21 protein-coding genes are annotated in these 22,755 nt (G+C 43.3%); 9 read left to right on the top strand and 12 right to left on the bottom strand.

The annotated features are described in order from the left end of the window. Positions 1-60: 60 nt before the first annotated feature. The 5 genes from serS to rplU form a co-directional block, all read right to left on the bottom strand. Positions 61-1,332 (bottom strand): serine--tRNA ligase, encoded by a 1,272-nt coding sequence (gene serS, locus ACTJIX_RS03065; protein WP_004814869.1) that lies wholly within the window; start codon positions 1,330-1,332, stop codon positions 61-63. Positions 1,333-1,432: 100 nt separating this feature from the next. Then, positions 1,433-2,194, bottom strand: coding sequence for a DUF3298 domain-containing protein (locus ACTJIX_RS03060; protein WP_440611157.1), 762 nt, complete (start codon positions 2,192-2,194; stop codon positions 1,433-1,435). 168 nt (positions 2,195-2,362) lie between these two features. Next, the gene (gene lolA, locus ACTJIX_RS03055) at positions 2,363-3,055 is read right to left on the bottom strand and encodes an outer membrane lipoprotein chaperone LolA (protein WP_005222953.1); all 693 of its coding nucleotides are present in this window, start codon (positions 3,053-3,055) and stop codon (positions 2,363-2,365) included. A gap of 240 nt (positions 3,056-3,295) precedes the next feature. Beyond that, positions 3,296-3,550 (bottom strand): 50S ribosomal protein L27, encoded by a 255-nt coding sequence (gene rpmA / locus ACTJIX_RS03050; RefSeq protein ID WP_004814861.1) that lies wholly within the window; start codon positions 3,548-3,550, stop codon positions 3,296-3,298. A 19-nt stretch (positions 3,551-3,569) separates the two neighbouring features. After that, positions 3,570-3,881 carry a 50S ribosomal protein L21 gene (rplU, locus tag ACTJIX_RS03045; protein WP_004814860.1) on the bottom strand — a complete coding sequence of 104 codons (312 nt, stop codon included), beginning with the start codon at positions 3,879-3,881 and terminating at the stop codon, positions 3,570-3,572. Between the two features lie 456 nt (positions 3,882-4,337). Here rplU and sdsA point away from each other — a divergent pair, with 456 nt between their 5' ends. From sdsA to ACTJIX_RS03010, 7 genes are all read left to right on the top strand, one after another. Beyond that, positions 4,338-5,315 carry an All-trans-nonaprenyl-diphosphate synthase gene (gene sdsA, locus ACTJIX_RS03040; protein ID WP_004814857.1) on the top strand — a complete coding sequence of 326 codons (978 nt, stop codon included), beginning with the start codon at positions 4,338-4,340 and terminating at the stop codon, positions 5,313-5,315. Between the two features lie 15 nt (positions 5,316-5,330). Next, positions 5,331-7,373: a site-specific recombinase gene (locus ACTJIX_RS03035; protein ID WP_440611156.1), complete on the top strand. Its 2,043-nt coding sequence runs from the start codon at positions 5,331-5,333 to the stop codon at positions 7,371-7,373. Positions 7,374-8,117: 744 nt separating this feature from the next. Then, positions 8,118-9,386 (top strand): efflux RND transporter periplasmic adaptor subunit, encoded by a 1,269-nt coding sequence (locus tag ACTJIX_RS03030; RefSeq protein WP_368781097.1) that lies wholly within the window; start codon positions 8,118-8,120, stop codon positions 9,384-9,386. Between the two features lie 12 nt (positions 9,387-9,398). Continuing rightward, on the top strand, positions 9,399-12,578 hold the full coding sequence (gene adeJ, locus ACTJIX_RS03025; protein WP_184103710.1) for a multidrug efflux RND transporter permease subunit AdeJ: 3,180 nt from the start codon (positions 9,399-9,401) through the stop codon (positions 12,576-12,578). After that, entirely contained in the window at positions 12,578-14,032 is a 1,455-nt protein-coding gene (gene adeK / locus ACTJIX_RS03020) for a multidrug efflux RND transporter AdeIJK outer membrane channel subunit AdeK (RefSeq protein WP_184103721.1), read from the top strand. The genes adeJ and adeK overlap by 1 nt, the downstream gene beginning before the upstream one ends. A 110-nt stretch (positions 14,033-14,142) precedes the next feature. Then, on the top strand, positions 14,143-14,499 hold the full coding sequence (locus tag ACTJIX_RS03015) for a YbjQ family protein (RefSeq protein WP_048882385.1): 357 nt from the start codon (positions 14,143-14,145) through the stop codon (positions 14,497-14,499). A gap of 3 nt (positions 14,500-14,502) precedes the next feature. Beyond that, a complete protein-coding gene (locus ACTJIX_RS03010; RefSeq protein ID WP_440611155.1) occupies positions 14,503-14,940 on the top strand; it encodes a YbjQ family protein in 438 nt (145 codons plus the stop codon). 9 nt (positions 14,941-14,949) lie between these two features. On the opposite strand, the gene def is transcribed toward ACTJIX_RS03010, so the two are convergent. After that, a complete protein-coding gene (gene def, locus ACTJIX_RS03005; protein ID WP_184103713.1) occupies positions 14,950-15,426 on the bottom strand; it encodes a peptide deformylase in 477 nt (158 codons plus the stop codon). 335 nt (positions 15,427-15,761) lie between these two features. Here def and ACTJIX_RS03000 point away from each other — a divergent pair, with 335 nt between their 5' ends. After that, the gene (locus tag ACTJIX_RS03000; protein WP_440611154.1) at positions 15,762-17,042 is read left to right on the top strand and encodes an MFS transporter; all 1,281 of its coding nucleotides are present in this window, start codon (positions 15,762-15,764) and stop codon (positions 17,040-17,042) included. Between the two features lie 63 nt (positions 17,043-17,105). On the opposite strand, the gene ACTJIX_RS02995 is transcribed toward ACTJIX_RS03000, so the two are convergent. The 3 genes from ACTJIX_RS02995 to ACTJIX_RS02985 form a co-directional block, all read right to left on the bottom strand. After that, on the bottom strand, positions 17,106-17,603 hold the full coding sequence (locus tag ACTJIX_RS02995; RefSeq protein ID WP_004814839.1) for a DUF2505 family protein: 498 nt from the start codon (positions 17,601-17,603) through the stop codon (positions 17,106-17,108). Between the two features lie 166 nt (positions 17,604-17,769). Further along, positions 17,770-18,042: a hypothetical protein gene (locus ACTJIX_RS02990; protein ID WP_108619379.1), complete on the bottom strand. Its 273-nt coding sequence runs from the start codon at positions 18,040-18,042 to the stop codon at positions 17,770-17,772. Positions 18,043-18,270: 228 nt separating this feature from the next. Then, a complete protein-coding gene (locus tag ACTJIX_RS02985) occupies positions 18,271-18,762 on the bottom strand; it encodes a hypothetical protein (protein WP_108675412.1) in 492 nt (163 codons plus the stop codon). Positions 18,763-19,171: 409 nt separating this feature from the next. Between ACTJIX_RS02985 and ACTJIX_RS02980 the strand changes: the two genes are divergently transcribed. Then, the gene (locus tag ACTJIX_RS02980; protein WP_005222973.1) at positions 19,172-19,639 is read left to right on the top strand and encodes a GNAT family N-acetyltransferase; all 468 of its coding nucleotides are present in this window, start codon (positions 19,172-19,174) and stop codon (positions 19,637-19,639) included. Here ACTJIX_RS02980 and ACTJIX_RS02975 read toward each other — a convergent pair whose 3' ends face one another. The 3 genes from ACTJIX_RS02975 to ACTJIX_RS02965 form a co-directional block, all read right to left on the bottom strand. Next, entirely contained in the window at positions 19,640-21,487 is a 1,848-nt protein-coding gene (locus tag ACTJIX_RS02975; RefSeq protein WP_440611153.1) for a sensor domain-containing diguanylate cyclase, read from the bottom strand. Between the two features lie 173 nt (positions 21,488-21,660). Beyond that, positions 21,661-21,999, bottom strand: coding sequence for an FKBP-type peptidyl-prolyl cis-trans isomerase (locus ACTJIX_RS02970; protein ID WP_163170999.1), 339 nt, complete (start codon positions 21,997-21,999; stop codon positions 21,661-21,663). Positions 22,000-22,078: 79 nt separating this feature from the next. Further along, positions 22,079-22,702 carry an MgtC/SapB family protein gene (locus ACTJIX_RS02965; RefSeq protein ID WP_004814826.1) on the bottom strand — a complete coding sequence of 208 codons (624 nt, stop codon included), beginning with the start codon at positions 22,700-22,702 and terminating at the stop codon, positions 22,079-22,081. Positions 22,703-22,755 lie beyond the last annotated feature (53 nt).

The raw sequence follows: 22,755 nt of genomic DNA, 5'->3' as shown, positions 1-22,755 counted from the left end.
ATTTTAAATCTGACTGTCTATGCAATTTTCATGCACATTTAGGGATGCTGAGATCGACAATTAGTCGATATAAGTCGCACCACACATATATGGACGTAATACTTCAGGAATCTCAATGGAGCCATCGGCAAGTTGATAGTTTTCCATTACTGCAAGTAAAGTACGACCCACGGCCAGACCTGAACCATTCAAGGTATGCACAAATTCAGTTTTCTTCTGATCAGCACGGTAACGTGCTTTCATACGACGCGCCTGGAAATCACCCATGTTTGAACAAGATGAAATTTCACGGTAAGTATTTTGGCTTGGTACCCAAACTTCTAAGTCATAAGTCTTGGTTGCACCAAAGCCCATGTCACCACCACACAGAATGATCTTACGATATGGAAGACCTAAAGCTTGTAGGATACCTTCCGCATGACCAGTTAAGTCTTCCAGTGCCTGCATAGAATCTTCAGGTTTTACGATCTGAACCATTTCAACTTTATCAAACTGGTGCTGACGGATCAGGCCACGGGTATCACGACCATAAGAACCTGCTTCACTACGGAAACATGGTGTATGTGCAGCATATTTCAATGGCAGACGGTCGGCATCAATAATTTCATCGCGTACGAAGTTGGTTACTGGCACTTCAGCTGTTGGAATCAGATAAAATTCTTTTTCGCCTTGCAGCTTAAACAGGTCTTCTTCGAATTTGGGTAACTGACCTGTGCCACGTAGCGAATCAGCATTTACTAAATACGGTACATAGGCTTCGGTATAACCATTTTGGGTGGTGTGCGTATCCAGCATGAATTGAGTCAACGCGCGTTGTAGACGCGCTAAAGGACCTTTAAGAACGCTGAAGCGTGAACCAGTCAATTTAGTTGCTGTTTCAAATTCCAGACCGCCCATCATTTCACCCAGGTCAGTATGGTCTTTGATTTCAAAATCAAATTCGCGTGGTGTACCCCATTTCAGGATTTCCACGTTGTCAGACTCATCTTTACCTTCAGGAACAGATTCATCTGGCAAGTTTGGAATAGACAGGGATTTTTCTTCCAGTTCAGCTTGCAATTCAGCCAGTGCTGCTTCTGCTGCTTTAATTTCATCGCCAATTGCAGACATGCGTGCCATGATTTCAGACGCATCGCCACCGGCTTTTTTGATTTGGCCAACTTGTTTCGCACCCGCATTACGCTCAGCTTGTAGCGATTCAGTTTTGGACTGAATTTCTTTACGGCGAGCTTCAAGTGATGCCCACTCCTCGACATTCAGTTGAACACCACGTTTTGCCAAGGCTAAATTTACAGCCTCAATATTATTTCTGAGTAATTTCGGGTCGATCATAGCCAATCTTTAGATAAGAAAAAAACTGGCTATAGTGTAAGCTCTTAACGGCAAAAAATACAGTGACCTGGTGAATGGCTGCGCCTTATTAGCACAATATTTAAGGGGTTGTTTTTGGCAAAATGGATAAATATTCAGGTCGGATGATCCCGTTTAATGCCGTATAAGGTACTTTTAATTCTACCATCACACTTGTAGACTTGCTCAACTCACCTGCTGGATAAATCAGTACCAAGCCTTGACTGTCAAAATAATAATTATCACTTAATTCCAATTGCTTTGATGTTACTTGGGCACGATCCAACCAGTCTTTGTTTTCTTGATACAAGCTTTGTTTTAACTTTTCTTCAGTATTGCCCAGCATAATTTGATAAAGAGCCAGACGCTTCTTTTGCTTTAGGTCCAGATTGACGTATTCAGTATGAGATTGTGGCTGTGCTGCACGTCTAGGCTGATGAGCAGTTTTGAATATAAAAGTCGCCAGGTGACCATGCTGATTCAGGTAACTGGCCTGAATGGAACGCTGCTCAATAAATTTCGGCTGATCCTTTGCTTTGATTTTATCACTGCTTACTTTCCTAAAGGCAACTGGTTCGGTACGCTGGATACGCTCTAGAAAATACTGGTCAATCCAAGCCATATTGGTATCTACAGTTTGCAGATCAAAGCGCACACAACTCTCTACTTCGCACACGACCTGATTAACACCTTTCACTGGAATGGTTTTGGATTGTATTTGCCCTGCTTCTTCTGTTTGCGCAGATGCATTGACTGAAGACGTTTGAGGCTGACAGGCAAACAACCCCACATTTAAACATAAAATACAGCTGATCCAGCCGGTTTTAAATGAAGTCATTTTCATCCTAAGCACCTGAAATTTCATAATTTAATTGACTTGACTTTTGTTTATTCTAAAACGCCTGAATCTCTAGATATAGACAAACCTTGTAATATCTCCAAATCCATTTCTATTATTGGCAAATAAAAAGCAACCCGAAGGTTGCTTTTTTTATTTTGCTGACATTGATGCTTATTGATCAATAATGTCCGTTCCTTTAGGCGGTGTGAAATTAAAGGTAGATGCCGGAATGCTGGCATTCACTTTCACATTGCTAAAGTTGATATAAGTGGTTTGACCCAATGAATCTTCCAGAATCATCAGACTCGGTGCCTTGTTAGCGCCAAAGCTAATCGTCAGGCTTTCAAATACACCATCACTTGCCTTTGGATACAGCTTATAATAGGTCTTGCCTTTATTTGGCTGTGTCACACGATAAGACTGCATGATCTGGTTGGTATTTCCAGAGAGCAATAATGCTGGTGTATTGGAGACTTGTTCATCCAGGCTCTGACGAACGGCTTGCTGCAAGTCTGGGTCATAGATCCAGACAGTTTTTCCTGTGGTAGCAATTGTCTGTTTCGAAGGTGCCGTAGTTTCCCAATAGAATTTACCCGGACGCTGCACTTTCATCACACCACGAAAGGTCTGGTTCATGTGCTGGGCGCTCAAACCCTTTTTCTGAGTTGCTTTCGGATTGGTAATCTTGGTGGTTTGCTCAAAGTTTGCCGTTAAGCTACGGATATTACTGAGCTGCTTCACCAGATTGGCAGTGGCTTGCTGCTCCGTCGCTGCAGTTGCGGCAAATACAGTCGTGCTCATGACAGGAGCCAGTGTTGCCGCACCGATTGTTATGGCACATACAGTTTTACGAAGCATATTCATAATCTCACCTTTTTGTATTTGCATATCGCTATGTATCTAATGGCTCATCTTAAACGAATTTCAAAAACTAAGATGATAGAAAATAAGAAGTTTTGTATTGTTATTAATGCAAAATCCCTGCTTTTGTTCATCATGATGAAGATGAACGTTTATTCTTCAGCCATATGTTTCAGACTAACTCGTCAATCTTCAAGCATAAAAAAACCCACAGAATCTGTGGGTTTTTTCTATTGTCGCAGATTATGCTTCAACAGATACGTAGCGACGACCGAACTGGCCTTTCACTTCGAATTTTACTACGCCATCAGCAGTAGCAAATAAAGTATGGTCACGGCCCATACCTACGTTAACACCAGCGTGGAATTCAGTACCACGTTGACGAACGATGATGTTACCTGCAGTTACAGTTTGACCACCGTAAACTTTAACACCTAACATCTTAGGATTCGAATCACGACCGTTCTTAGTCGAACCACCGGCTTTTTTAGTTGCCATGTCTCATTACTCCTAGTAATTAGCCTGAAATGCTAGTAATTTTCAACTCGGTAAACCATTGACGGTGACCTTGTTGTTTACGGTAGTGCTTACGACGACGCATTTTGATGATGCGGATTTTGTCGTGACGACCATGGCTAACTACTTCTGCAGTTACTTTAGCGCCAGCTACCACTGGAGCACCGATTTGAATGCTTTCACCGTTTACAAGCATCAACACGTCATCAAAAGTAACAGTTGCGCCAGTTTCAGCTTTCAATAATTCAACTTTAAGGGTTTCGCCCTCAACTACACGGTGCTGTTTACCACCGCTTTGGATTACTGCGTACATAATGTACTCCAAATATGCCCGTGTCGTCGTGCCGATAAAGGGATATACCGGTCTTAAAACGTACGCCACTGGGGGTTATACAAGGGCAAAGATTTTAAGGGATATTCGTATAAACAACAAGCCATTTTATAGAAATATTGATGAACGCATTTATCCATCTCTTTGAGATTATACTAATTTTAGTAAAATCAGACACTCATGCAATTTTTTGCTACAAAAATCAACAGAGCCGGACGGTTATTTTTGAGTAGTATACTGAGCCACAAATTTCGGATCACATGATCCGTAAAGGTAAATCGATAGAGTACAGTCAGCCACCAGAATCAGGCTGGATGGATTATATTCATCATAAAAAACTGATTTTTAGTGGAGTTTGTACGTTTCTTATGTTTCATGGATGTTATAAATTGTTAAACTACCGACTTGAGATTTACCAAACTAGAGGTTTCCTTTCACATGACCATCGACTTTAAGCAAGATATTCTCGCTCCTGTGGCACATGACTTTGCTGCGATGGACACATTCATTAATGAGGGGATTACTTCAAAAGTTGCCTTAGTCATGGCAGTGAGCAAACATGTGGTTGAAGCCGGTGGCAAGCGTATGCGCCCGATTATGTGTTTACTGGCAGCCAAAGCCTGTGGCGCAGATGATCTGGATCAGCATCGTAAACTCGCGGCGATCATTGAAATGCTACATACTGCAACGCTGGTACATGATGACGTCGTGGATGAGTCTGGCCTGCGCCGTGGCCGTCCAACTGCGAATGCGACCTGGAATAACCAGACTGCCGTATTGGTCGGTGACTTCCTGATCTCACGTGCCTTTGACCTGCTGGTTGATCTGAACAATATGGTCTTACTCAAGGACTTCTCAACTGGTACCTGTGAAATTGCCGAGGGTGAAGTATTGCAGTTGCAATCGCAACATCAGCCTGAAACAACTGAAGAAACGTATTTAAATATTATTCATGGTAAAACTTCTCGCCTATTTGAACTGGCGACTGAAGGTGCTGCCATCCTGACTGGTAAAGAAGAGTTCCGTGCCCCGCTACGAACTTTTGCCGGTCACTTTGGAAATGCATTCCAGATCATTGACGATATTCTGGATTACACCTCAGATGCAGAAACACTGGGCAAGAATATCGGGGATGACCTGATGGAAGGTAAACCGACCTTGCCATTGATTGCGGCACTGAAGAATACCTCTGGGGATGACTTCGAGATTGTGCGTAAGAGCATTGCAACGGGCGGTACTGACCACCTTGAACAGGTGATTCATATTGTCAATGCATCCGGTGCTCTGGATTACTGCCGTCAGCGTGCGACTGAAGAAACCGAAGCTGCGATCGCTGCACTGGATCTACTGCCGGATTCTGAATACCGTCAGGCGCTGATTAACCTGGCCAAACTTGCGCTTCATCGCATTCAATAGATACCCACCTCGCCTATGCATATTAAGTTTCTCGATATTTTCCAAAGCATGCAGCAACAGCTTGAGCAGCCTCAAGCGAAGCTGGATGAAAACCTGTTAATTGAACTCGTGAATCGTATACGGCCAATAGACAGTAAGAATACCGAAGAAATCGAAGAAAAATTTCAGGCATTTTTACAGTCTTTACTGATCACCCCCAATGCGGTTTCTACCCTGCAGACCTTTGTGCTGCGCGTGATTAACCGCTACAAACAGACCAGCCTGTTTTCTGATACAGGTATTTTATCCCTGGACGGTTTCTGGAATCAGCTCAATCAGCGTATTGGTGCACATATTCTGCCCATGATTCCGGATGATAAAAGCCTGCAGGAACTGATGCGTCGGGTATTTCATGAGCGCAGTGACCGCTACTGGCTCGACTATCTGGCCGATGAAGACTGGCTGCGACTGTTTAGTGTGATGAATCAGGGTCATTCTAATCAGCCTGAAAAAACCCGGATTAAAGATGAACTGATCAAGGCACTGACTATCCTGTCATATCGCGTCAGTGGTATTGCCCTGCATCCTGAATTTATCAATGCCCAGCCTGAACTGATGGAATATGAATCGCCTTTTCTGATTCAGAACCGTGAGATCAATGAATTTATTCAGGAATATAAAAAGCGCTTTAATAATGTAGAACTGGTGGATTCAATCCTGCCACCAGACGCTTCTCAGGCAATGGTGATGCTTGAGCAATGTCATGATGTCGTCGCGAAAATTCGCCGCTCCACCAAACGCATTGGTGTAAGTGTCAGTTTGACCTACATGCTGGCGCTATTGGAACAATGTCTGGAACGGATTGAAATTCTGCTGAATATGATCATGGATGATGACCAGTTGCGTTATCAGTCTATGGGGTATTTTCTGGTAGATATTACTGAAGCACTTTATAGTGAACGTAGTGTCCGCTCCCTGCTGGCGACCAACAGCGAATTACTGGCTTTACAGGTGACTGAGAATGCTTCCAAAACTGGAGAGCATTATGTAAGTACCGACAAGCAGGGCTTCCTGGCCATGTATAAGGCCGCAGCGGGTGCCGGGGTCATTATTGCCACTATGGCTACCCTGAAGATACTCATGGCACGTGTCACCATGGCACCGCTCATGCAAGCCTTTAGCTACAGCATGAATTACTCATTGGGCTTTATGCTCATCCATGTGCTGCATTTTACTGTAGCGACCAAACAGCCCGCGATGACCGCAGCTGCACTGGCTTCTACCGTACAACAGCGTAAGGGTTCAAAAACCGCCCAGATCGCTGAACTGGCTGCACTGATTGTGAATATTATCCGGACCCAGTTTGTCGCGATTCTTGGGAACATTTCAATCGCAATCCCGGTTGCAGCACTGATTGCCCTGATGTGGGAGTTTGCCCTACATGAGCCATTAATGACGCATGCCAAAGCGGCCAAGACCTTACATGACCTGAATCCGTTTACTTCACTTGCGATTCCACATGCTGCGATTGCCGGGGTTTGCCTGTTCCTGTCTGGCCTGCTCGCAGGTTATTTTGACAATATGGCGGTATATCGTAAGGTCGGACCACGCCTGAAAGCGCATGCCCGTCTGGCTAACCTGATGGGACAAGAGCGCTTAAACAAATTTTCCGAATATATGGAACGTAATTTGGGAGCCTTGGGAGGTAACTTTATTTTCGGGATCATGCTCGGCAGTATGGGCACCATTGGTTTTATTCTCGGTATGCCGCTGGATATTCGTCATATTGCTTTTGCTTCGGCCAACTTTATTCAAGGACTAATAAATATTAATGGGCCTGATATCGGCCTGGTGGTGGTTTCGTTTCTAGGTGTTCTACTGATTGGTCTGACTAACCTGTTTGTCAGTTTTAGTCTGACCATTATTGTGGCATTACGTGCGCGTCGGGTGCGTTTCGAACAATGGAAACCACTGGCGAAACTAGTCATGACCCATTTCCTGACTCGACCGAGCGATTTCTTCTGGCCACCAAAGCAAGATGTTGATATTGACGAAAATCATACAACCAGCAAAGGTTGAAACTGAGACAATTCTTGTTGATTTATCAACAGAATTACCTAATAAAAATATGGATTTTGTATAAATTACGCACACTTGAAAAAAAGTGTACTGACAAGTACACTTCAGGACAGACGGTTAACCGGTATCATGTCGGTTAGAAAGAACAAGGATATCTGGCATGCCCTACTTGTTGCTTTTTATCGGTTTTTTTATTTGATTTTCAGTGTGTTCGTTCATCTTGATTCAGTTTATAGCAAGTTTGATTTGCTGATTGCTGAATAAATAAAGTACTGCACAGAGATCTGTCTGTATTAAATGACCGCAGCCATAAGGTGCCTATATGGCATGCCATTTGTATTACTTTTAACCATCTGCTGGTGTATTGCCCCAGTTTGGTATAAAAAGTATGCAAACTTAATTTTATATGTATCGGAATTCTTGGAGGATTTATTCTCAAATGGCGACTTAAAATTCTGATTGCCTCAGTATGGCCTTCTGGATGTTTCATAAATTGAACAATACAGATTGCCCATTCCAGTTATGACGTTTGGTGATTTACATCAGCCAGCAATATCTTCCTCATAAACTGATGGTGTGATGGGCATAAGAATTTTAAAAAACCTTTGGTGAATATAGTTTCCTCCAGAAGTAATCGCCGACCGGAGTATAAGTTTTATTTGGATCTTGTCATTGTATTTAATTTTTTAAATACAATAAGTTACAAATAAAAAATTTAGATAAAAATCTAATCGAGGTGGAACAATGATGTCTGCAAAGCTTTGGGCACCTGCCCTGACTGTTTGCGCATTAGCAACAAGTATCGCGCTTGTTGGCTGTAGCAAAGATCCTAAAGAGGGCCAGCAAGCTGGTGCTCAACAGCAAATGCCACCGACTGAAGTTGGTGTGCTGGTTGCACAGCCACAAAGCGTTGAGCAGTCTGTTGAACTCTCAGGTCGCACAACAGCATTTGAGATTTCAGAAGTACGTCCACAGGCGACTGGTGTCGTGCTAAAACGCTTATTCAGCGAAGGCAGCTATGTCCGTGAAGGTCAGGCGCTGTATGAAATCGACTCTAGTACTAACCGTGCCACAGTGGACAATGCTCGTGCAGCAATTGCACGTGCTGAGGCAAATCTGGGCGTGTTACGTGTTAAAGAAGGTCGTTACCGTCAACTGGTTGGTACTAACGCGATTTCCAAGCAGGAATATGATGACATTGTAGCGCAGGTTAAACTGGCTGAAGCTGATTTGAATGCGAACCGTGCAACATTGCGTAATGCTCAAATTAACTTAGGCTATTCAACTGTACGTGCGCCAATTTCTGGTCAGACTAACCGTTCTTCAATCACTGCAGGTGCGCTGGTAACTGCAAACCAGCCAGAGCCGCTGGTAACCATTCAGCGTCTGGATCCAATCTATGTAGATATTAATCAGTCAAGCGCGGAATTGCTGCGTCTGCGTCAGCAGTTGAGTAAAGGTGACCTGAACAGCTCTAATAACACACGTGTGAAGTTAAAACTGGAAGATGGCAGCATCTATCCGGTTGAAGGCCGTTTAGCATTCTCTGATGCCAGCGTGAATCCAGAAACTGGTACAGTGACACTGCGTGCAGTATTCCCGAACAAGAATCACCTGTTGCTACCAGGTATGTTTGCTACTGCGCAAATCGTTCAGGGTGAAGTACCAAATGCTTACCTGATTCCTCAGGCAGCATTAACACGTACGCCTACCGGTCAAGCTATGGCGATGTTAGTGGGTGCTGATAATAAGGTAATCCCACGCCCAGTCACTACTGCGGGTACACAAGGCCAAAACTGGATCGTGACTGAAGGTTTGAAGCCGGGTGATAAAGTGATTGTAGATGGTATTGCGAAAGTAAAACCGGAACAACAGGTCGTGGCTAAACCTTACCAGCCTCAAGCTGCTGCACCACAGGGTGCTGCACAACCCACTGCCCAACAACCTGGTGCAGCGCAAAAAGCGGATGATGCAAAAGAACAATCTGAACAAAAACCTGCTGCCAAAGCATAAGGAGTAAGGTTTATGGCTCAATTTTTTATTCATCGTCCTATCTTTGCCTGGGTGATTGCACTGGTCATCATGCTGGCAGGTATTTTGACCCTGACCAAAATGCCGATTGCCCAGTATCCAACCATTGCACCGCCTACAGTTACGATTTCTGCGACTTATCCAGGTGCATCTGCTGAAACGGTCGAAAATACTGTAACTCAGATCATCGAGCAGCAAATGAATGGTCTGGATGGTCTGCGTTATATCTCATCTAACAGTGCGGGTAACGGTCAAGCATCTATTAACTTAAACTTTGAACAAGGCATCGATCCTGATATTGCTCAAGTTCAAGTACAGAACAAACTACAATCGGCAACGGCACTTTTACCTGAAGATGTACAACGTCAAGGTGTAAAAGTCACCAAGTCTGGCGCAAGTTTTATGCAAGTACTTGCATTTTACTCTCCAGATGGAAGTCTTTCTGGGGCGGACATTAATGACTATGTAAACTCAAACATCTCTGAACCGCTGAGCCGTGTTGCAGGTGTTGGTGAACTTCAAGTCTTTGGTGGTCAATATGCGATGCGTATTTGGCTAGATCCAGCGAAAATGAACAGTTTGCAAGTGACACCAAGTGACATTGCTGCTGCAATTCGTGCTCAAAACGCTCAAGTGGCTGTAGGTCAGTTAGGCGGTGCACCTTCTGTACAAGGTCAAGTGCTGAATGCGACTGTCAATGCGCAAAGTATGTTGCAAACACCTGAACAATTTAAGAATATATTTCTAAAAAATACATCTTCTGGTGCTCAAGTCCGTTTGAGTGATGTTGCGCGTGTTGAACTCGGGTCAGATAACTATCAGTTCGACTCTAAATTTAATGGTAAGGCTGCTGGCGGTGTTGCGATTAAACTGGCAACTGGTGCAAATGCACTAGATACAGCAGCGGCTGTAGAAAAGCGCCTCAGTGAACTTCGTAAAAACTACCCAAATGGTTTAAAAGATCAACTGGCTTATGACACCACACCGTTTATTGAACTTTCGATTAAGAGTGTTGTTAAAACCTTAATTGAAGCGATCATTTTGGTCTTTATTGTGATGTTCCTGTTCTTACAGAATTGGCGTGCCACAATTATTCCAACATTGGCTGTTCCAGTGGTTGTATTGGGCACATTTGCTGTCATTAACATCTTCGGTTTCTCAATCAACACGCTCACCATGTTTGCGATGGTCTTAGCGATTGGTTTATTGGTCGATGACGCAATTGTCGTGGTGGAAAACGTAGAACGTGTCATGGTCGAAGAACATCTTGACCCTGTAGCGGCAACTGAAAAGTCCATGAAACAGATTTCTGGTGCCTTGGTCGGTATTACGAGCGTGTTAACCGCAGTATTCGTACCGATGGCATTCTTTGCGGGGACAACAGGTGTTATTTACCGTCAGTTCTCGATTACGCTTGTTACCGCAATGATCTTGTCATTGATCGTAGCACTTACCTTTACCCCTGCCCTATGTGCAACCTTGTTAAAACAGCACGATCCAAACAAGCAGGAAAGCAACAATATTTTCGCGCGTTTCTTCCGTTGGTTTAACCGTAGCTTTGAAAGACTTTCGGAGAAATACCAAGGCGGTGTCAATCGTATGACCCACCACAAGTTATTCTCTGGGGTACTTTATATTGTTGTGATTGCCGCTTTGGTTGGCATTTATAAAGTTTTGCCATCTTCATTCTTACCAGAAGAAGACCAAGGTGTGGTGATGACACTGGTTCAGTTACCACCGAGCGCGAGCTTGGAACGAACCGACAAAGTCATCGATACCATGACAGGCTATTTCTTGAATAAGGAAAAAGAAAATGTAGAGTCAATCTTTACAGTTGCTGGTTTCTCATTCACAGGGGTGGGTCAAAACGCGGGTCTTGCCTTTATTAAATTAAAAGACTGGAGTGAGCGTACGACACCAGAATCACAAATTGGTGCCATCATCCAACGTGGTATGGCATTGAATATGATTGTGAAAGACGCATCTTACATCATGCCATTACAGTTACCTGCAATGCCTGAATTAGGTGTATCTGCTGGTTTTGACATCCAATTAAAAGATGCGAGTGGTCAAGGTCATGAAAAACTGATTGCTGCACGTAATGCGATTTTAGGTATGGCAGCACAAGACAAACGTCTTGCAGGCGTCCGTCCTAATGGTCAAGAAGATACGCCTCAATACCAAATCAACATTGATCAAGCGCAAGCGGGTGCAATGGGTGTGAGTATTGCGGATATCAATACAACCATGAGCATGGCTTGGGGTGGTACTTATATCAATGACTTCGTTGACCGTGGTCGTGTGAAAAAGGTATATGTCCAAGGTGAAGCGAATACGCGTATGATGCCTGAAGACTTGAACAAGTGGTATGTGCGTAATAGCGCTGGCACGATGGTTCCTTTCTCAGCGTTTGCAACAGGCGAATGGACGTATGGTTCACCACGTCTAGAGCGTTATAACGGTGTATCTTCTGTAAACATCCAAGGTACTCCAGCACCAGGCGTAAGTTCGGGTGATGCGATGCTCGCGATGGAAGAAATTATTGGCAAGTTACCGTCTATGGGCTTACAAGGTTTCGACTATGAATGGACAGGTTTATCTTTAGAAGAACGTGATTCGGGCAATCAAACAGGTCCGCTCCTTGTTCTTTCGATGCTCATCGTCTTCTTATGTCTTGCCGCATTGTATGAAAGCTGGTCTATCCCTGTTTCAGTCTTGCTGGTTGTACCACTCGGTATTCTTGGTGCATTTGCATTGACATGGTTAGGTATGATCATTAAGGGCGATCCAAACTTATCGTTTAACATCTACTTCCAAGTTGCGATTGTTGCCGTGATTGGTCTTTCTGCGAAAAATGCGATCTTGATCGTAGAGTTTGCAAAAGAGTTGCAAGAACAAGGCGAAGACTTGTTTGATGCAACCCTTCATGCTGCAAAAATGCGTTTACGCCCAATTATCATGACCACCCTTGCATTCGGTTTTGGTGTACTTCCGCTTGCCCTTTCAACAGGTGCTGGTGCAGGTAGCCAACACTCGGTAGGCTTTGGTGTCCTTGGTGGTGTAATTAGTTCTACACTGTTGGGTATTTTCTTCATTCCAGTATTCTTTGTTTGGATTCGTAGTATTTTCAAATACAAACCTAAGAAACAAAATAATCAGGAGCAAACATCGTGATGCAAAAAGTATGGTCTATTTCAGGTCGTAGCATTGCGGTATCTGCACTTGCGCTTGCTTTGACTGCATGTCAAAGCATGCGTGGTCCAGAACCCATCGCTCAAGCGGATATCCCAACAGGATATATTGGTTCAACGACAGGTCCATCTGTTGCAGAACAAGGCTATAAAGACTTTTTTGCTGATCAGCGTTTAGTCCAAGTCATCGAGTTAGCGCTAGCCAATAACCGTGACCTCCGTACGGCGACTTTGAATATTCAACGTGCTCAGCAAGCGTATCAAATTAGCGAAAACAACCAACTGCCAACCATTGGTGCAAGTGGTAGTGTGCTTCGCCAAGATACTCTCAGCAGCAGCAAACCTATGACAACCTATAATGTTGGCCTTGGCGTAACTGCGTATGAGTTAGACTTTTGGGGTCGTGTTCGTAGCTTAAAAGACAATGCTTTAGACAGCTATTTGGCGACTCAAAGTGCACGTGATGCAACACAAATTTCGTTGATTGGTCAGGTTGCGCAAGCATGGCTGAGCTATTCGTTTGCCAATGCTAACTTAAAACTGGCAGACCAAACCTTAAAAGCACAGCTTGAATCATACAATCTGAACAAAAAACGTTTTGATGTGGGCATCGACAGCGAAGTCCCTGTACGTCAAGCGCAAATTTCGGTTGAAACCGCACGTAATGACGTTGCGAACTACAAGACTCAACTTGCACAAGCACAGAACTTACTCAACCTGTTGGTGGGTCAGCCTGTTCCTGCAAACTTATTGTCTCCTCAACCTGTGAAACGCATTACCCAAAGTACGGCGTTGACAGCGGGCTTGCCAAGCGACTTGTTAAATAACCGTCCTGATGTCCGTGCTGCGGAATATCAATTGTCTGCTGCGGGTGCCAACATTGGTGCGGCAAAAGCACAGTTGTACCCAACTATCAGCTTAACGGGTACGGCAGGTTATGCATCGACAGATTTAAGCGATTTATTTAAATCAGGTGCCTTTGTATGGTCACTTGGCCCAAGCTTGGATATTCCAATCTTTGACTGGGGCACACGTCGTGCCAATGTGAAGATTTCAGAAACTGACCAAAAAATTGCATTGTCAGATTATGAAAGATCGATTCAGTCTGCTTTCCGTGAAGTCAACGATGCACTAGCAGTGCGTCAGAACATTGGCGACCGTTTAGCTGCACAACGTCGTCTGGTGGATGCAACCAATAAGACGTATCGTCTGTCCAATGCCCGCTTCCGTGCCGGAATCGACAGCTATTTAACTGTCTTGGATGCACAGCGTACTTCGTATGCAGCCGAACAAGGCTTGTTATTGCTGGAACAGGCGAACCTGAACAACCAGGTAGAATTGTACAAATCTCTGGGTGGTGGTTTAAAAACCAATACCTCAGATACGATTCAATACCCGCCATCTACAGCTGAACGTAAACAGGCAAATCAGCAGTAAGTCTCGGTTTTCGATCTTATTGAAAAAGCTCACTTCGGTGGGCTTTTTTATTGCTTTTTATCGTGGAGTTTCTTATCTTCAAAGGAACAGAATCAGGTTCTCTATCCCTTATGCTACTCAGTAATCTGGAATCCGTCCCGGGACATGTTATTAGCCGTCAAATCGATGTGGTCTATGGCAGTACGGTACGTAGTAAACACGTTGGCCGTGATTTGCTCGCAGGTTTGAAAAATATTGTTGGCGGTGAGCTGACTGCCTATACCGAACTTCTGGAAGAATCGCGCCAAGAAGCGATGAACCGGATGATTGAAAAAGCTCGTCAGATGGGTGCCAATGCAATTGTCGGCATTCGTTTCTCAACGTCTAACATCGCCCAAGGTGCATCTGAACTGTTTGTATATGGTACAGCGGTGGTAGTGGAGCCGAATGTTCCAAAGCTTCCAGATCCCTTCCCGTCAGCAGGTTAAGCTATGGATAACCTGATTTTTCAGTTTGTCGTTTTTGCCCTGCTGTTTTCGGTAGGTTTTGGCTTTGGTCGTTATTATGAACGAAAACATCTAAAAGAGCTGGCGGAACAGGAAGTACGGCTTGCTCATATTGTGCTGGATACTCACCGTTTTACAACTTCAGAATTTGAAGGTCAGCTGATTAGCTCCAATGTAGTGATTTCCCATGATTATTTTAAATATGTGATTGCCAATATTCAGAACATTTTGGGTGGACGTCTGGTCAGCTATGAAAGTATTGTGGAACGTGCACGCCGGGAAGCTGTTGTTCGCCTGAAGCGTGAAGCCGAGAAAATCGGTGCTACTCAGATCATGGGAATTCGTCTCAGTACTACAGAACTGGGCATGCAAGGTGGAATGGTGGAAGTCTTTGCTTATGGCACTGCCATTAAAAAGCCTTAAGTCTTAGATTCAAAGTCTCTCAGTGAATAATATTCCATTCAGATGATCGATTTCATGCTGCACAATCCGTGCAGCAAAGCCACTAAATTCAGCATCAGCCTGCACACCTTCCATGGTGTAATAACGCACCCGGATATCTTGTGCCCGGGCAACTTTGCCTCTTTGATCCGGTACACTCAAGCAGCCCTCTTCACCCAGAACTTGTGCTTCAGAAACATGGACAATTTCCGGATTGAGCATTGTCACTGCTTCCATATACGGTGCCTCGGGATAACGCAGGTTTGGACGTGAAGCGACAATAATGATCCGCTTGGAAATATACACTTGCGGGGCAGCAATACCTACCCCCTGACGGTCAAGCATGGTATCCATCATGGATTTATTGAGCTGATACAGCCACTCACTGCCGAATTCCGAATCTGCCACAGCAGTTGCAACGAGTCCTAAAACTGCCTCACCTTGCCTGGCTACGGTTAACACAGTCATGTCAAATCTCTCTTTATTTAAGGCAGTCCTTCTACTCTTTATAGAGCAGTTTTAGCACCTTACAAAGCAGATTTTTTTGTAATCTGTATCACTGAAAACTTTTTAAACGAATAGCCTGATCAGGAAAGAACATCAATACGAACTAAAAAATCAGTCATCTCTATTTTTTAGTTCAGTTCTTTGCTCAATTTCAACTTTTATTATTCCAAAGCATTTTATAAATATCTTTTTTTATAACTTTTAGTTTATCTTGATCAAAGAAAGATTGATTATTCAATAAAAAATGTTTCTTTTAAAATCAAATAAATACTCAGTAATGGATTAAGGATTTCAGCATGGATGCACCTCCGCGCCTGTCACAAGCAGATAAACGCACTCTTGGACTTTCATCACTGGGCGGCGCGCTCGAGTTTTATGATTTTGTCATCTATGTGTTTTATGCCAAGCTCATTTCAGAGCTATTCTTCCCTAGTACACTCAGTCCTTTCTGGGCCATGTTGAATACCTACGGCATTTTTGCTGCGGGTTATTTCTTCCGTCCATTGGGCGGTGTAGTGATGGCACATTTTGGTGATCTAATTGGACGTAAACGACTGTTTAGCCTGTCAATTCTGTTAATGGCACTCCCTACTCTGATGATCGGGGTCATGCCGACCTTTGAAAGCATTGGTTATGCAGCGCCAATTCTGTTGCTGTTAATGCGTGTGCTACAAGGAATTGCCATTGGTGGTGAAATTCCTGCTGCCTGGACCTTTGTTTCTGAACATGTCCCTGAACGCCGTATCGGGATTGCCAATGGTGTGCTTACCGCAGGCTTGTCACTCGGGATTCTGCTGGGAGCCTTGATGTCACTCTTTATTTCCTTACAGTTCTCTGAAGCAGAAATTAAAGACTGGGCATGGCGTATTCCCTTTATCCTCGGTGGTATTTTTGGTTTTGTAGCGTTGTACCTGCGGAGTTACCTGAAAGAAACACCGGTATTTAAAGCCATGCAGGCCAAAAAAAAACTGGCAAAAGAATTGCCGGTGAAACAGGTTCTGGCAAAGCATAAAACCGGTGTCGTGATTGGAATGCTTTTTACCTGGTTCTTGACGGGCTGTGTAGTGGTGCTGATTCTGGCGATGCCAAACCTGCTGGTTGGTGCTTTTGGTTTTGAACGTGCCGATGCTTTCAAAATGCAAAGTGCGGCGATTGTGATGCAAATGGTGGGCTGTGTACTGGCAGGTATATTGGCCGATCGTTTTGGTGCTGGGCGTGTCATTCTGTTTGGTTCTCTTCTAGTTGCAACTATGGCGGGCATTTTCTATAACAGCCTAGGCCATGTTGCACCATCAACCGTGTTCATGCTGTATATGTTGTTAGGTTTAAGCTCCGGTACAGTCGGGATGGTGTCTTACAGCATGGTGAGAATGTTTCCAGCACAGATCCGCTTTACCGGGATTTCTTTCTCTTACAATCTGGCCTATGCCATTGCCGGCGGAATTACCTTGCCACTCGTACAATGGCTTAGCCTGTATAGCAATATTGGTGCAATGTACTATGTCTGGACTGTATGTCTGGTGACCCTGTTCACTGCCCTGATTTACAGAAGTAAATTTGAAAAATCGGTAGTCTGATCAATAAAATATTGTGATAAAAAAGAGCCCAAATATGGGCTCTTTCTTTGACCTTCTTGCCATTTAGGCAGTCAGGCTTTTACGGATTTCATCTTCAATGATACTGATTTCAATCTGGCTAAATTTGCGGATTTCGCCTTCCGCATGTTTTTCCAGCATGCCGCCGACCAATGGCACCTTTACTTTTACGGTCCAGTCCAGTTGAAACTCAATCTGACGTTCATCACCTTTTACTGCGCGTTGGCAAGTCGCTTCGATTGGCAGGTTCGCACCAAGCTCGACTGTAGAAGTTAAATGTTCCAGATTACTGATGTCGGTACGTTGCAGACGAAAAGCATCACGTAACAGTTTTTTTGCGATATCTGGAATATTCACGTCCAAATTATATGCACGTTTCAAGGTATAGATTTCACCCTGTTTCTCAGAAACCAGAATCTCCATGTTCTGCGCCGGAATACGACGACAGACCGCTTCGTGCATGCTGATATCACTGACCAGACGTTTAAATTCATCAATAGAAACACCATTGATGTTTGCCTTTACAGTAAATTGATGTGCCATGTGGTTTTCCTTTTTATTTTTTAAATTGTGGATGTCGCTTGTATTGGGGAAGCTTATTATAAAGCCAAATTCAGAATCAGATAACTTTGCTGTATATCGAAAGTATTAAACTGAATTTCTGATCCAGAGTCATTATGCAGTGTTTAGGTAAATTAAGGCACATAAGTCAATCATCCACCTTTAACCACACTTGAGTTTTCACGCCACTACTGATGATCAGCTTGGCTCCGGGATAGTAAATGACAGCTTCAAACTCATCTGCACCATCATCCAGCCCAGAGGTATACCAGGTCGTACCTTTCGGAAAATCATTCAGCCAGGTAGCCTTATAAAAATCTGATACCGAATCAAACTGGAGATACTGCTGCGGCTGTGCCTGAATTTTCCATGCCAATTCGATAAAAAGACCCAGTTGGGCCTGCCGGAAGTCAATCAGCATTGTCGTGCGCCTGACAAAAGCAGATTTTAGCATGCTGACTGCTTGCGAATAACAGACAGGGATATTTGCACAGTGACATATGGCTGAGGATCTCGATCCTATAGAATATATGCACTGGCTTCATCAATAGACAAAAAACAAGAATGAGGGCTATTAATAGTTAAGAAATTTATAGACCAAACAGATTGCATCAACCTGAACAGTTATCCGTATTCATTCAAAACTTTATTAGGCACAATGTGCATGGTCTGACTCGAAACGATGTTCATATCGATGTTCTTCTCCATGCCGGTCCACATGCGTATAGAAAACTCCATAACGTCCCACATAATACTCGATGGATTGACCATAAAAATTCCAGTAAATAGACCACTCTCCCAAGTCCATTTTTCGGATCACACTATTGGTCTGCAACGGCATTCGATTCAACCATTTCTGCTGTAACCCTTCAGCCTGAGTACGCTCGGTAATGATCGCGGGCTGCTTAAATAACATTTTAGCGATATCATCGAACAGTTCTAGCTCATAAGCATCTACCGTCATAGCCAGTTCATGTGGCTTTTGTGCGTTAGAAATAGACGTTTGATCTTGGGAAGATGGCGGCACTGCTTCAGGCTTTAAGCGCTGACCATGATAGCGGGCTTTATAGATTTTGAAGGCGATTATCCAGGCAACATACATCACCAAAACACTACAGATAATAAGCATTACTTTGACCATAGGCTAAGCCTCTTATTCATTTTTCTTATCTTCAATCTGTAACCACAGATCTACTCAATTACAGTTCATTTACAAACCATAACATATTGATTGAAAAATACCCAACTTTAGTCATTTCAAAATATTTCGAAAACTTTATATTTCCCACTATAGGATAATTTCTTTAAATACTTCTAAAATATTTTTTATCCTGACTAAAGAATTTAGCTCTAATGGAAATGCGAATAAAAATCAATACACGCTGTCTAACAATTTAAACAAGCCACACAAATGCGCCACAGAAACGCTGTATAAAGAGTTTTTTTGCCGGAAAATTCCCTAAAAATATAACAATCCTAGACTTTCATTCATACTTTAGATGCTGCTAAATGAAACACTCGTTATTATTTAGTTTAGTTAAATTTGCCTTATGATTCGTGAAGGAAAGGTTCAGGATATTCCTCAAATTGTACACGTTGTTCATGACAGTATTCGCTCCTGTGTCATGGATCATCAACGTGAGGAAACCCGTATACAAACCTGGCTTGAAGCATTTACCCATTCCACCCTGATTGTGGAAATGCTATATAATGATTGCTGGGTGTATACCGTACATGACAGAGTGGTCGGTTTTCTGATGGTGAGTGATCAGGGAGAAATCCGCATGCATTATGTAAGTAGCGGTATGCAGCGCATGGGATATGGAACACAGTTATTTTATTACATGCTGGATTTTATGACGCCTAAAAAAATTGACCGTCTTGAAATTGAAACTACACGAACTGCATTGCCCTACTATACTAAACTTGGTTTTCAGAATATTTCTCCCCACATGCAGGATGAACCTGCGTTGCACCTGTTCAAAGCTTTATCTTCCAGCACCTATCCTCAGTTCTGATCAGGCTGCCACAGCCTTGCTTTTGATTTGGTCTCTACCTGCAAGTTTGGCTTCATACAGATGCTGGTCTGCTGTTTTCATTAGTGTATGAATATCCGCATAAGGATGATGAGCATCCATATAGGCAACCCCTATGCTCACAGTAACATAATCTTTATCATCCCCGCGGTTATCATGCTCTAACTGTTCTGCACGTACTGCAAGCAGGACGTTTTCAAGAATTTCACGGGCTTCCGCAATCGGCATATCATGTAATAGAATTGCGAATTCTTCCCCTCCGTAACGCGCTAAATATCCCTGTTTAGGCAGAACCTGCTGAATCACCTGAACCAGCCGTTGTAATACTTCATCACCTTTTAAGTGACCATAATAATCATTATATTTTTTAAAGTAATCCACATCGATCATTGCAAAGGACAAGGTCTGTTCAGGATGTTGAATGGTCTGATTAAACAGGCGCTGGATTTCTTCATTTAAGGCACGCCGGTTATAGGCGCCAGTCAATGCATCAACATTAATCTGATACTGCAGTTTGGTATTCAGTTCATGTAGCTGTGCTGTTCTTTCTCGAACTTTTTGATCCAGTGAACTGTTCAAGACCATTAATTTATTATTCAGTCGCTCGGTATAGTAGGTTTGATGGGCATAATTACGAGACTGTTGAAACATAATGATCAAGGCATACAGACTGGTCGAAATAAATGAAAGATGTACACTCTCAATTACATTCAGTAATACCAGATAATCATTAAGAAAGGTCACACACAAAAAGATGATGACAAACAGGTTAGTGGACGAATATTCATCGCCTTGAGAAAGTGTCACATAAAACCCGTAAATAAAATTACCCAGTATCACCAGACCATAGATAACACTATACAAAGCCAGACGCTCAAAAACTTCTGGTGTGCTAAACAAGGTTACGGCGATATTAAAAATCAGTAATCCCGCCCCTACGTAATAAATTGAACGTCGGATATAACGCGGCTTAAACAGGTACATGTAGCTCAGGAAGAATAAGATCGCCAGAAAAGTGAACAGATATTCTAGACGAGCACCCCATAGCCAACTGATTTTACTCACAATGGCGTATGGATGCGGCGCAGAAAACAGATTATGCAGTGCCAAAAAAATAATAAATAAGCCAAAAATAAATACACTGCGGCTATTTCGCTCCACAGATCCGCGAAACAGGGAAAATAAAATGGTAAATAGTCCTACACCCAGCACTGTGCCACAGACCACGGCGATACTCATCATTTGCAGCATAAACTGTCGATTAATGGTCGCAGAGGGGCCAATTTTCAGAGGCTTTTCTAGTCCGCCATGTAAATTAGTATAGTTGGAAACCTGAATACTTAAGGTAAAATATTCATTCTGTGGCACAAAAGATGCGATCTTAGGTGCCTTTTCAGTCACCTGCCCTGTCGGGGTTTTACTGATTTTACCAAGACGCAGCAAGATATCCCCATTTAAATAAATGCTATAAGCACCATACTGACTCGGAATCTGAATCGCTAAACGTTGTCCGATAAATTTTTTGGGAATTTTAAAATGGCTAATAAAAGTGCCATAAGTAGCATTGGTTCCGGTGAGACTCTTGAATGAAGCTGGAAGTTCAACTACTTTTGATTCGAGTTCAGGATCTGGTTGCTCAATGAACTGACGTGGATAGAACTGCCATTTGCCTTGCAACAAGGTGGTACTATCTTCATCAAATTTTAGTTCGGTGACCTCATTCTGATGAGCTAGGAAATAAGATTCTGGAGCAGCATCATATTGAGCCCACACGATCCGTGTAGTCCCCATCAAAAATATCAGCATCAACCACGATGCCAATATCAGCATAATCCCCCTAAACCTGAGCAAAAAGGCCATCCTGTAGCTACTGTTATTAATTCTAATGTACGTGGAATGTTGGATATTGCCAATGATTTTTCATATAAAAAAGCAGGATAACCGACGAGCTATCCTGCTGCTGAATTCCTGACATATTGTACTCTTCAGAAAGTCACATAATATCAGTCACGTGTTTTAACGTCATACAGTTCGATTTCAAAAATCAGGTTTGAATTGGCCGGGATGATATTTCCCATTTTACGTTCACCATAAGCCAGATGAGCAGGTACGATCAGCTTACGTTTGCCCCCCACTTTCATGCCGACGATACCTTGATCCCAGCCTTTAATCACACGACCAGTGCCGATGACCGTCTCAAAATAGTTGCCACGATCCAGCGATGAATCAAACTTGGTTCCATCTTCCAGCCAGCCAGTGTAATGCGTGGTAATCAGTGCACCTTTTACCGCTTCTTTACCTTCACCCACCACCAGGTCAATAATTTCTAGTTCTTTGGTCATCGCCAATATCCTTCATTTTGCAAATAGCCCTAGTATAAACACGATTGAGCCAAATTCCTCAGACTTTAACTGCAATGGATCAAAAGCTGAGTTCCTGAATCTTCTTATCCTGTAATAAATACTGGGTTAATTTCTGGTGATTTTTAGCCGAACCCATCAGGATCCAGCGGCCTGTGATCCGTCGGTCGATTTTTTGCTGGCTGGAATGAATGACTTTTAATTTGTATTGTTTAAACAGTTTTTCATAATGATCCGGCTCATGCTGCTCAAAAGGACAGACAATTTCGTAGTTACGTTCTTGATTCAGATGCTCAATCCCACGTTGCACGTAGACCAGTAGAACCAGTACGATCAGCACGATCACCGTTGCCCAGACACTTAACAGTTCATAGCCAGCCCCAACTGCCATGCCCAGTGCAGCTGTCATCCAGATTGTGGTTGCAGTGGTAATACCAGAAATCCGGTTATCATCTTTTAAAATCACGCCGGCTCCCAGAAAACCCAGGCCAGTTAAGACATTGGCTGCCAGACGGTCGGGGTTGGCGACGCCGATTTTTAAGGAAATAATAGTAAATAGACAGGAACTCAGACTGACCATGATCATGGTGCGCAGTCCGGCAGACTTACTGTGATATTCCCGTTCTGCCCCAATAACTGCACCAATCACGACTGCTAACAGCAAATCATAAAGTTCATGATACATGCTTCGTCCCTGGACCTTATTATTCTCTCCAGATATACGAAATATTGGGGCGA

It is taken from the genome of Acinetobacter sp. 22323 (assembly GCF_052044895.1).
Classification (GTDB): domain Bacteria; phylum Pseudomonadota; class Gammaproteobacteria; order Pseudomonadales; family Moraxellaceae; genus Acinetobacter; species Acinetobacter schindleri.
Note: the sequence above shows the minus strand (reverse complement) of the source record. Positions and strands in the feature narration are given on the sequence as shown.

Bases quoted from the DNA above. Each gene is read 5' to 3' on its own strand.
- sdsA (WP_004814857.1), top strand. From the start codon at position 4,338: ATGACCATCGACTTTAAGCAAGATATTCTCGCTCCTGTGGCACATGAC.
- ACTJIX_RS03060 (WP_440611157.1), bottom strand. From the start codon at position 2,194: ATGAAAATGACTTCATTTAAAACCGGCTGGATCAGCTGTATTTTATGT.
- def (WP_184103713.1), bottom strand. From the start codon at position 15,426: ATGACTGTGTTAACCGTAGCCAGGCAAGGTGAGGCAGTTTTAGGACTC.
- ACTJIX_RS02995 (WP_004814839.1), bottom strand. From the start codon at position 17,603: ATGGCACATCAATTTACTGTAAAGGCAAACATCAATGGTGTTTCTATT.
- rpmA (WP_004814861.1), bottom strand. From the start codon at position 3,550: ATGGCAACTAAAAAAGCCGGTGGTTCGACTAAGAACGGTCGTGATTCG.
- lolA (WP_005222953.1), bottom strand. From the start codon at position 3,055: ATGAATATGCTTCGTAAAACTGTATGTGCCATAACAATCGGTGCGGCA.
- ACTJIX_RS02970 (WP_163170999.1), bottom strand. From the start codon at position 21,999: ATGACCAAAGAACTAGAAATTATTGACCTGGTGGTGGGTGAAGGTAAA.
- ACTJIX_RS02965 (WP_004814826.1), bottom strand. From the start codon at position 22,702: ATGTATCATGAACTTTATGATTTGCTGTTAGCAGTCGTGATTGGTGCA.
- rplU (WP_004814860.1), bottom strand. From the start codon at position 3,881: ATGTACGCAGTAATCCAAAGCGGTGGTAAACAGCACCGTGTAGTTGAG.
- ACTJIX_RS03000 (WP_440611154.1), top strand. From the start codon at position 15,762: ATGGATGCACCTCCGCGCCTGTCACAAGCAGATAAACGCACTCTTGGA.
- ACTJIX_RS03035 (WP_440611156.1), top strand. From the start codon at position 5,331: ATGCATATTAAGTTTCTCGATATTTTCCAAAGCATGCAGCAACAGCTT.
- serS (WP_004814869.1), bottom strand. From the start codon at position 1,332: ATGATCGACCCGAAATTACTCAGAAATAATATTGAGGCTGTAAATTTA.
- ACTJIX_RS03010 (WP_440611155.1), top strand. From the start codon at position 14,503: ATGGATAACCTGATTTTTCAGTTTGTCGTTTTTGCCCTGCTGTTTTCG.
- ACTJIX_RS02975 (WP_440611153.1), bottom strand. From the start codon at position 21,487: ATGCTGATATTGGCATCGTGGTTGATGCTGATATTTTTGATGGGGACT.
- adeJ (WP_184103710.1), top strand. From the start codon at position 9,399: ATGGCTCAATTTTTTATTCATCGTCCTATCTTTGCCTGGGTGATTGCA.
- ACTJIX_RS02980 (WP_005222973.1), top strand. From the start codon at position 19,172: ATGATTCGTGAAGGAAAGGTTCAGGATATTCCTCAAATTGTACACGTT.
- adeK (WP_184103721.1), top strand. From the start codon at position 12,578: ATGCAAAAAGTATGGTCTATTTCAGGTCGTAGCATTGCGGTATCTGCA.
- ACTJIX_RS03030 (WP_368781097.1), top strand. From the start codon at position 8,118: ATGATGTCTGCAAAGCTTTGGGCACCTGCCCTGACTGTTTGCGCATTA.
- ACTJIX_RS02990 (WP_108619379.1), bottom strand. From the start codon at position 18,042: ATGCTGATTGACTTCCGGCAGGCCCAACTGGGTCTTTTTATCGAATTG.
- ACTJIX_RS03015 (WP_048882385.1), top strand. From the start codon at position 14,143: ATGCTACTCAGTAATCTGGAATCCGTCCCGGGACATGTTATTAGCCGT.
- ACTJIX_RS02985 (WP_108675412.1), bottom strand. From the start codon at position 18,762: ATGGTCAAAGTAATGCTTATTATCTGTAGTGTTTTGGTGATGTATGTT.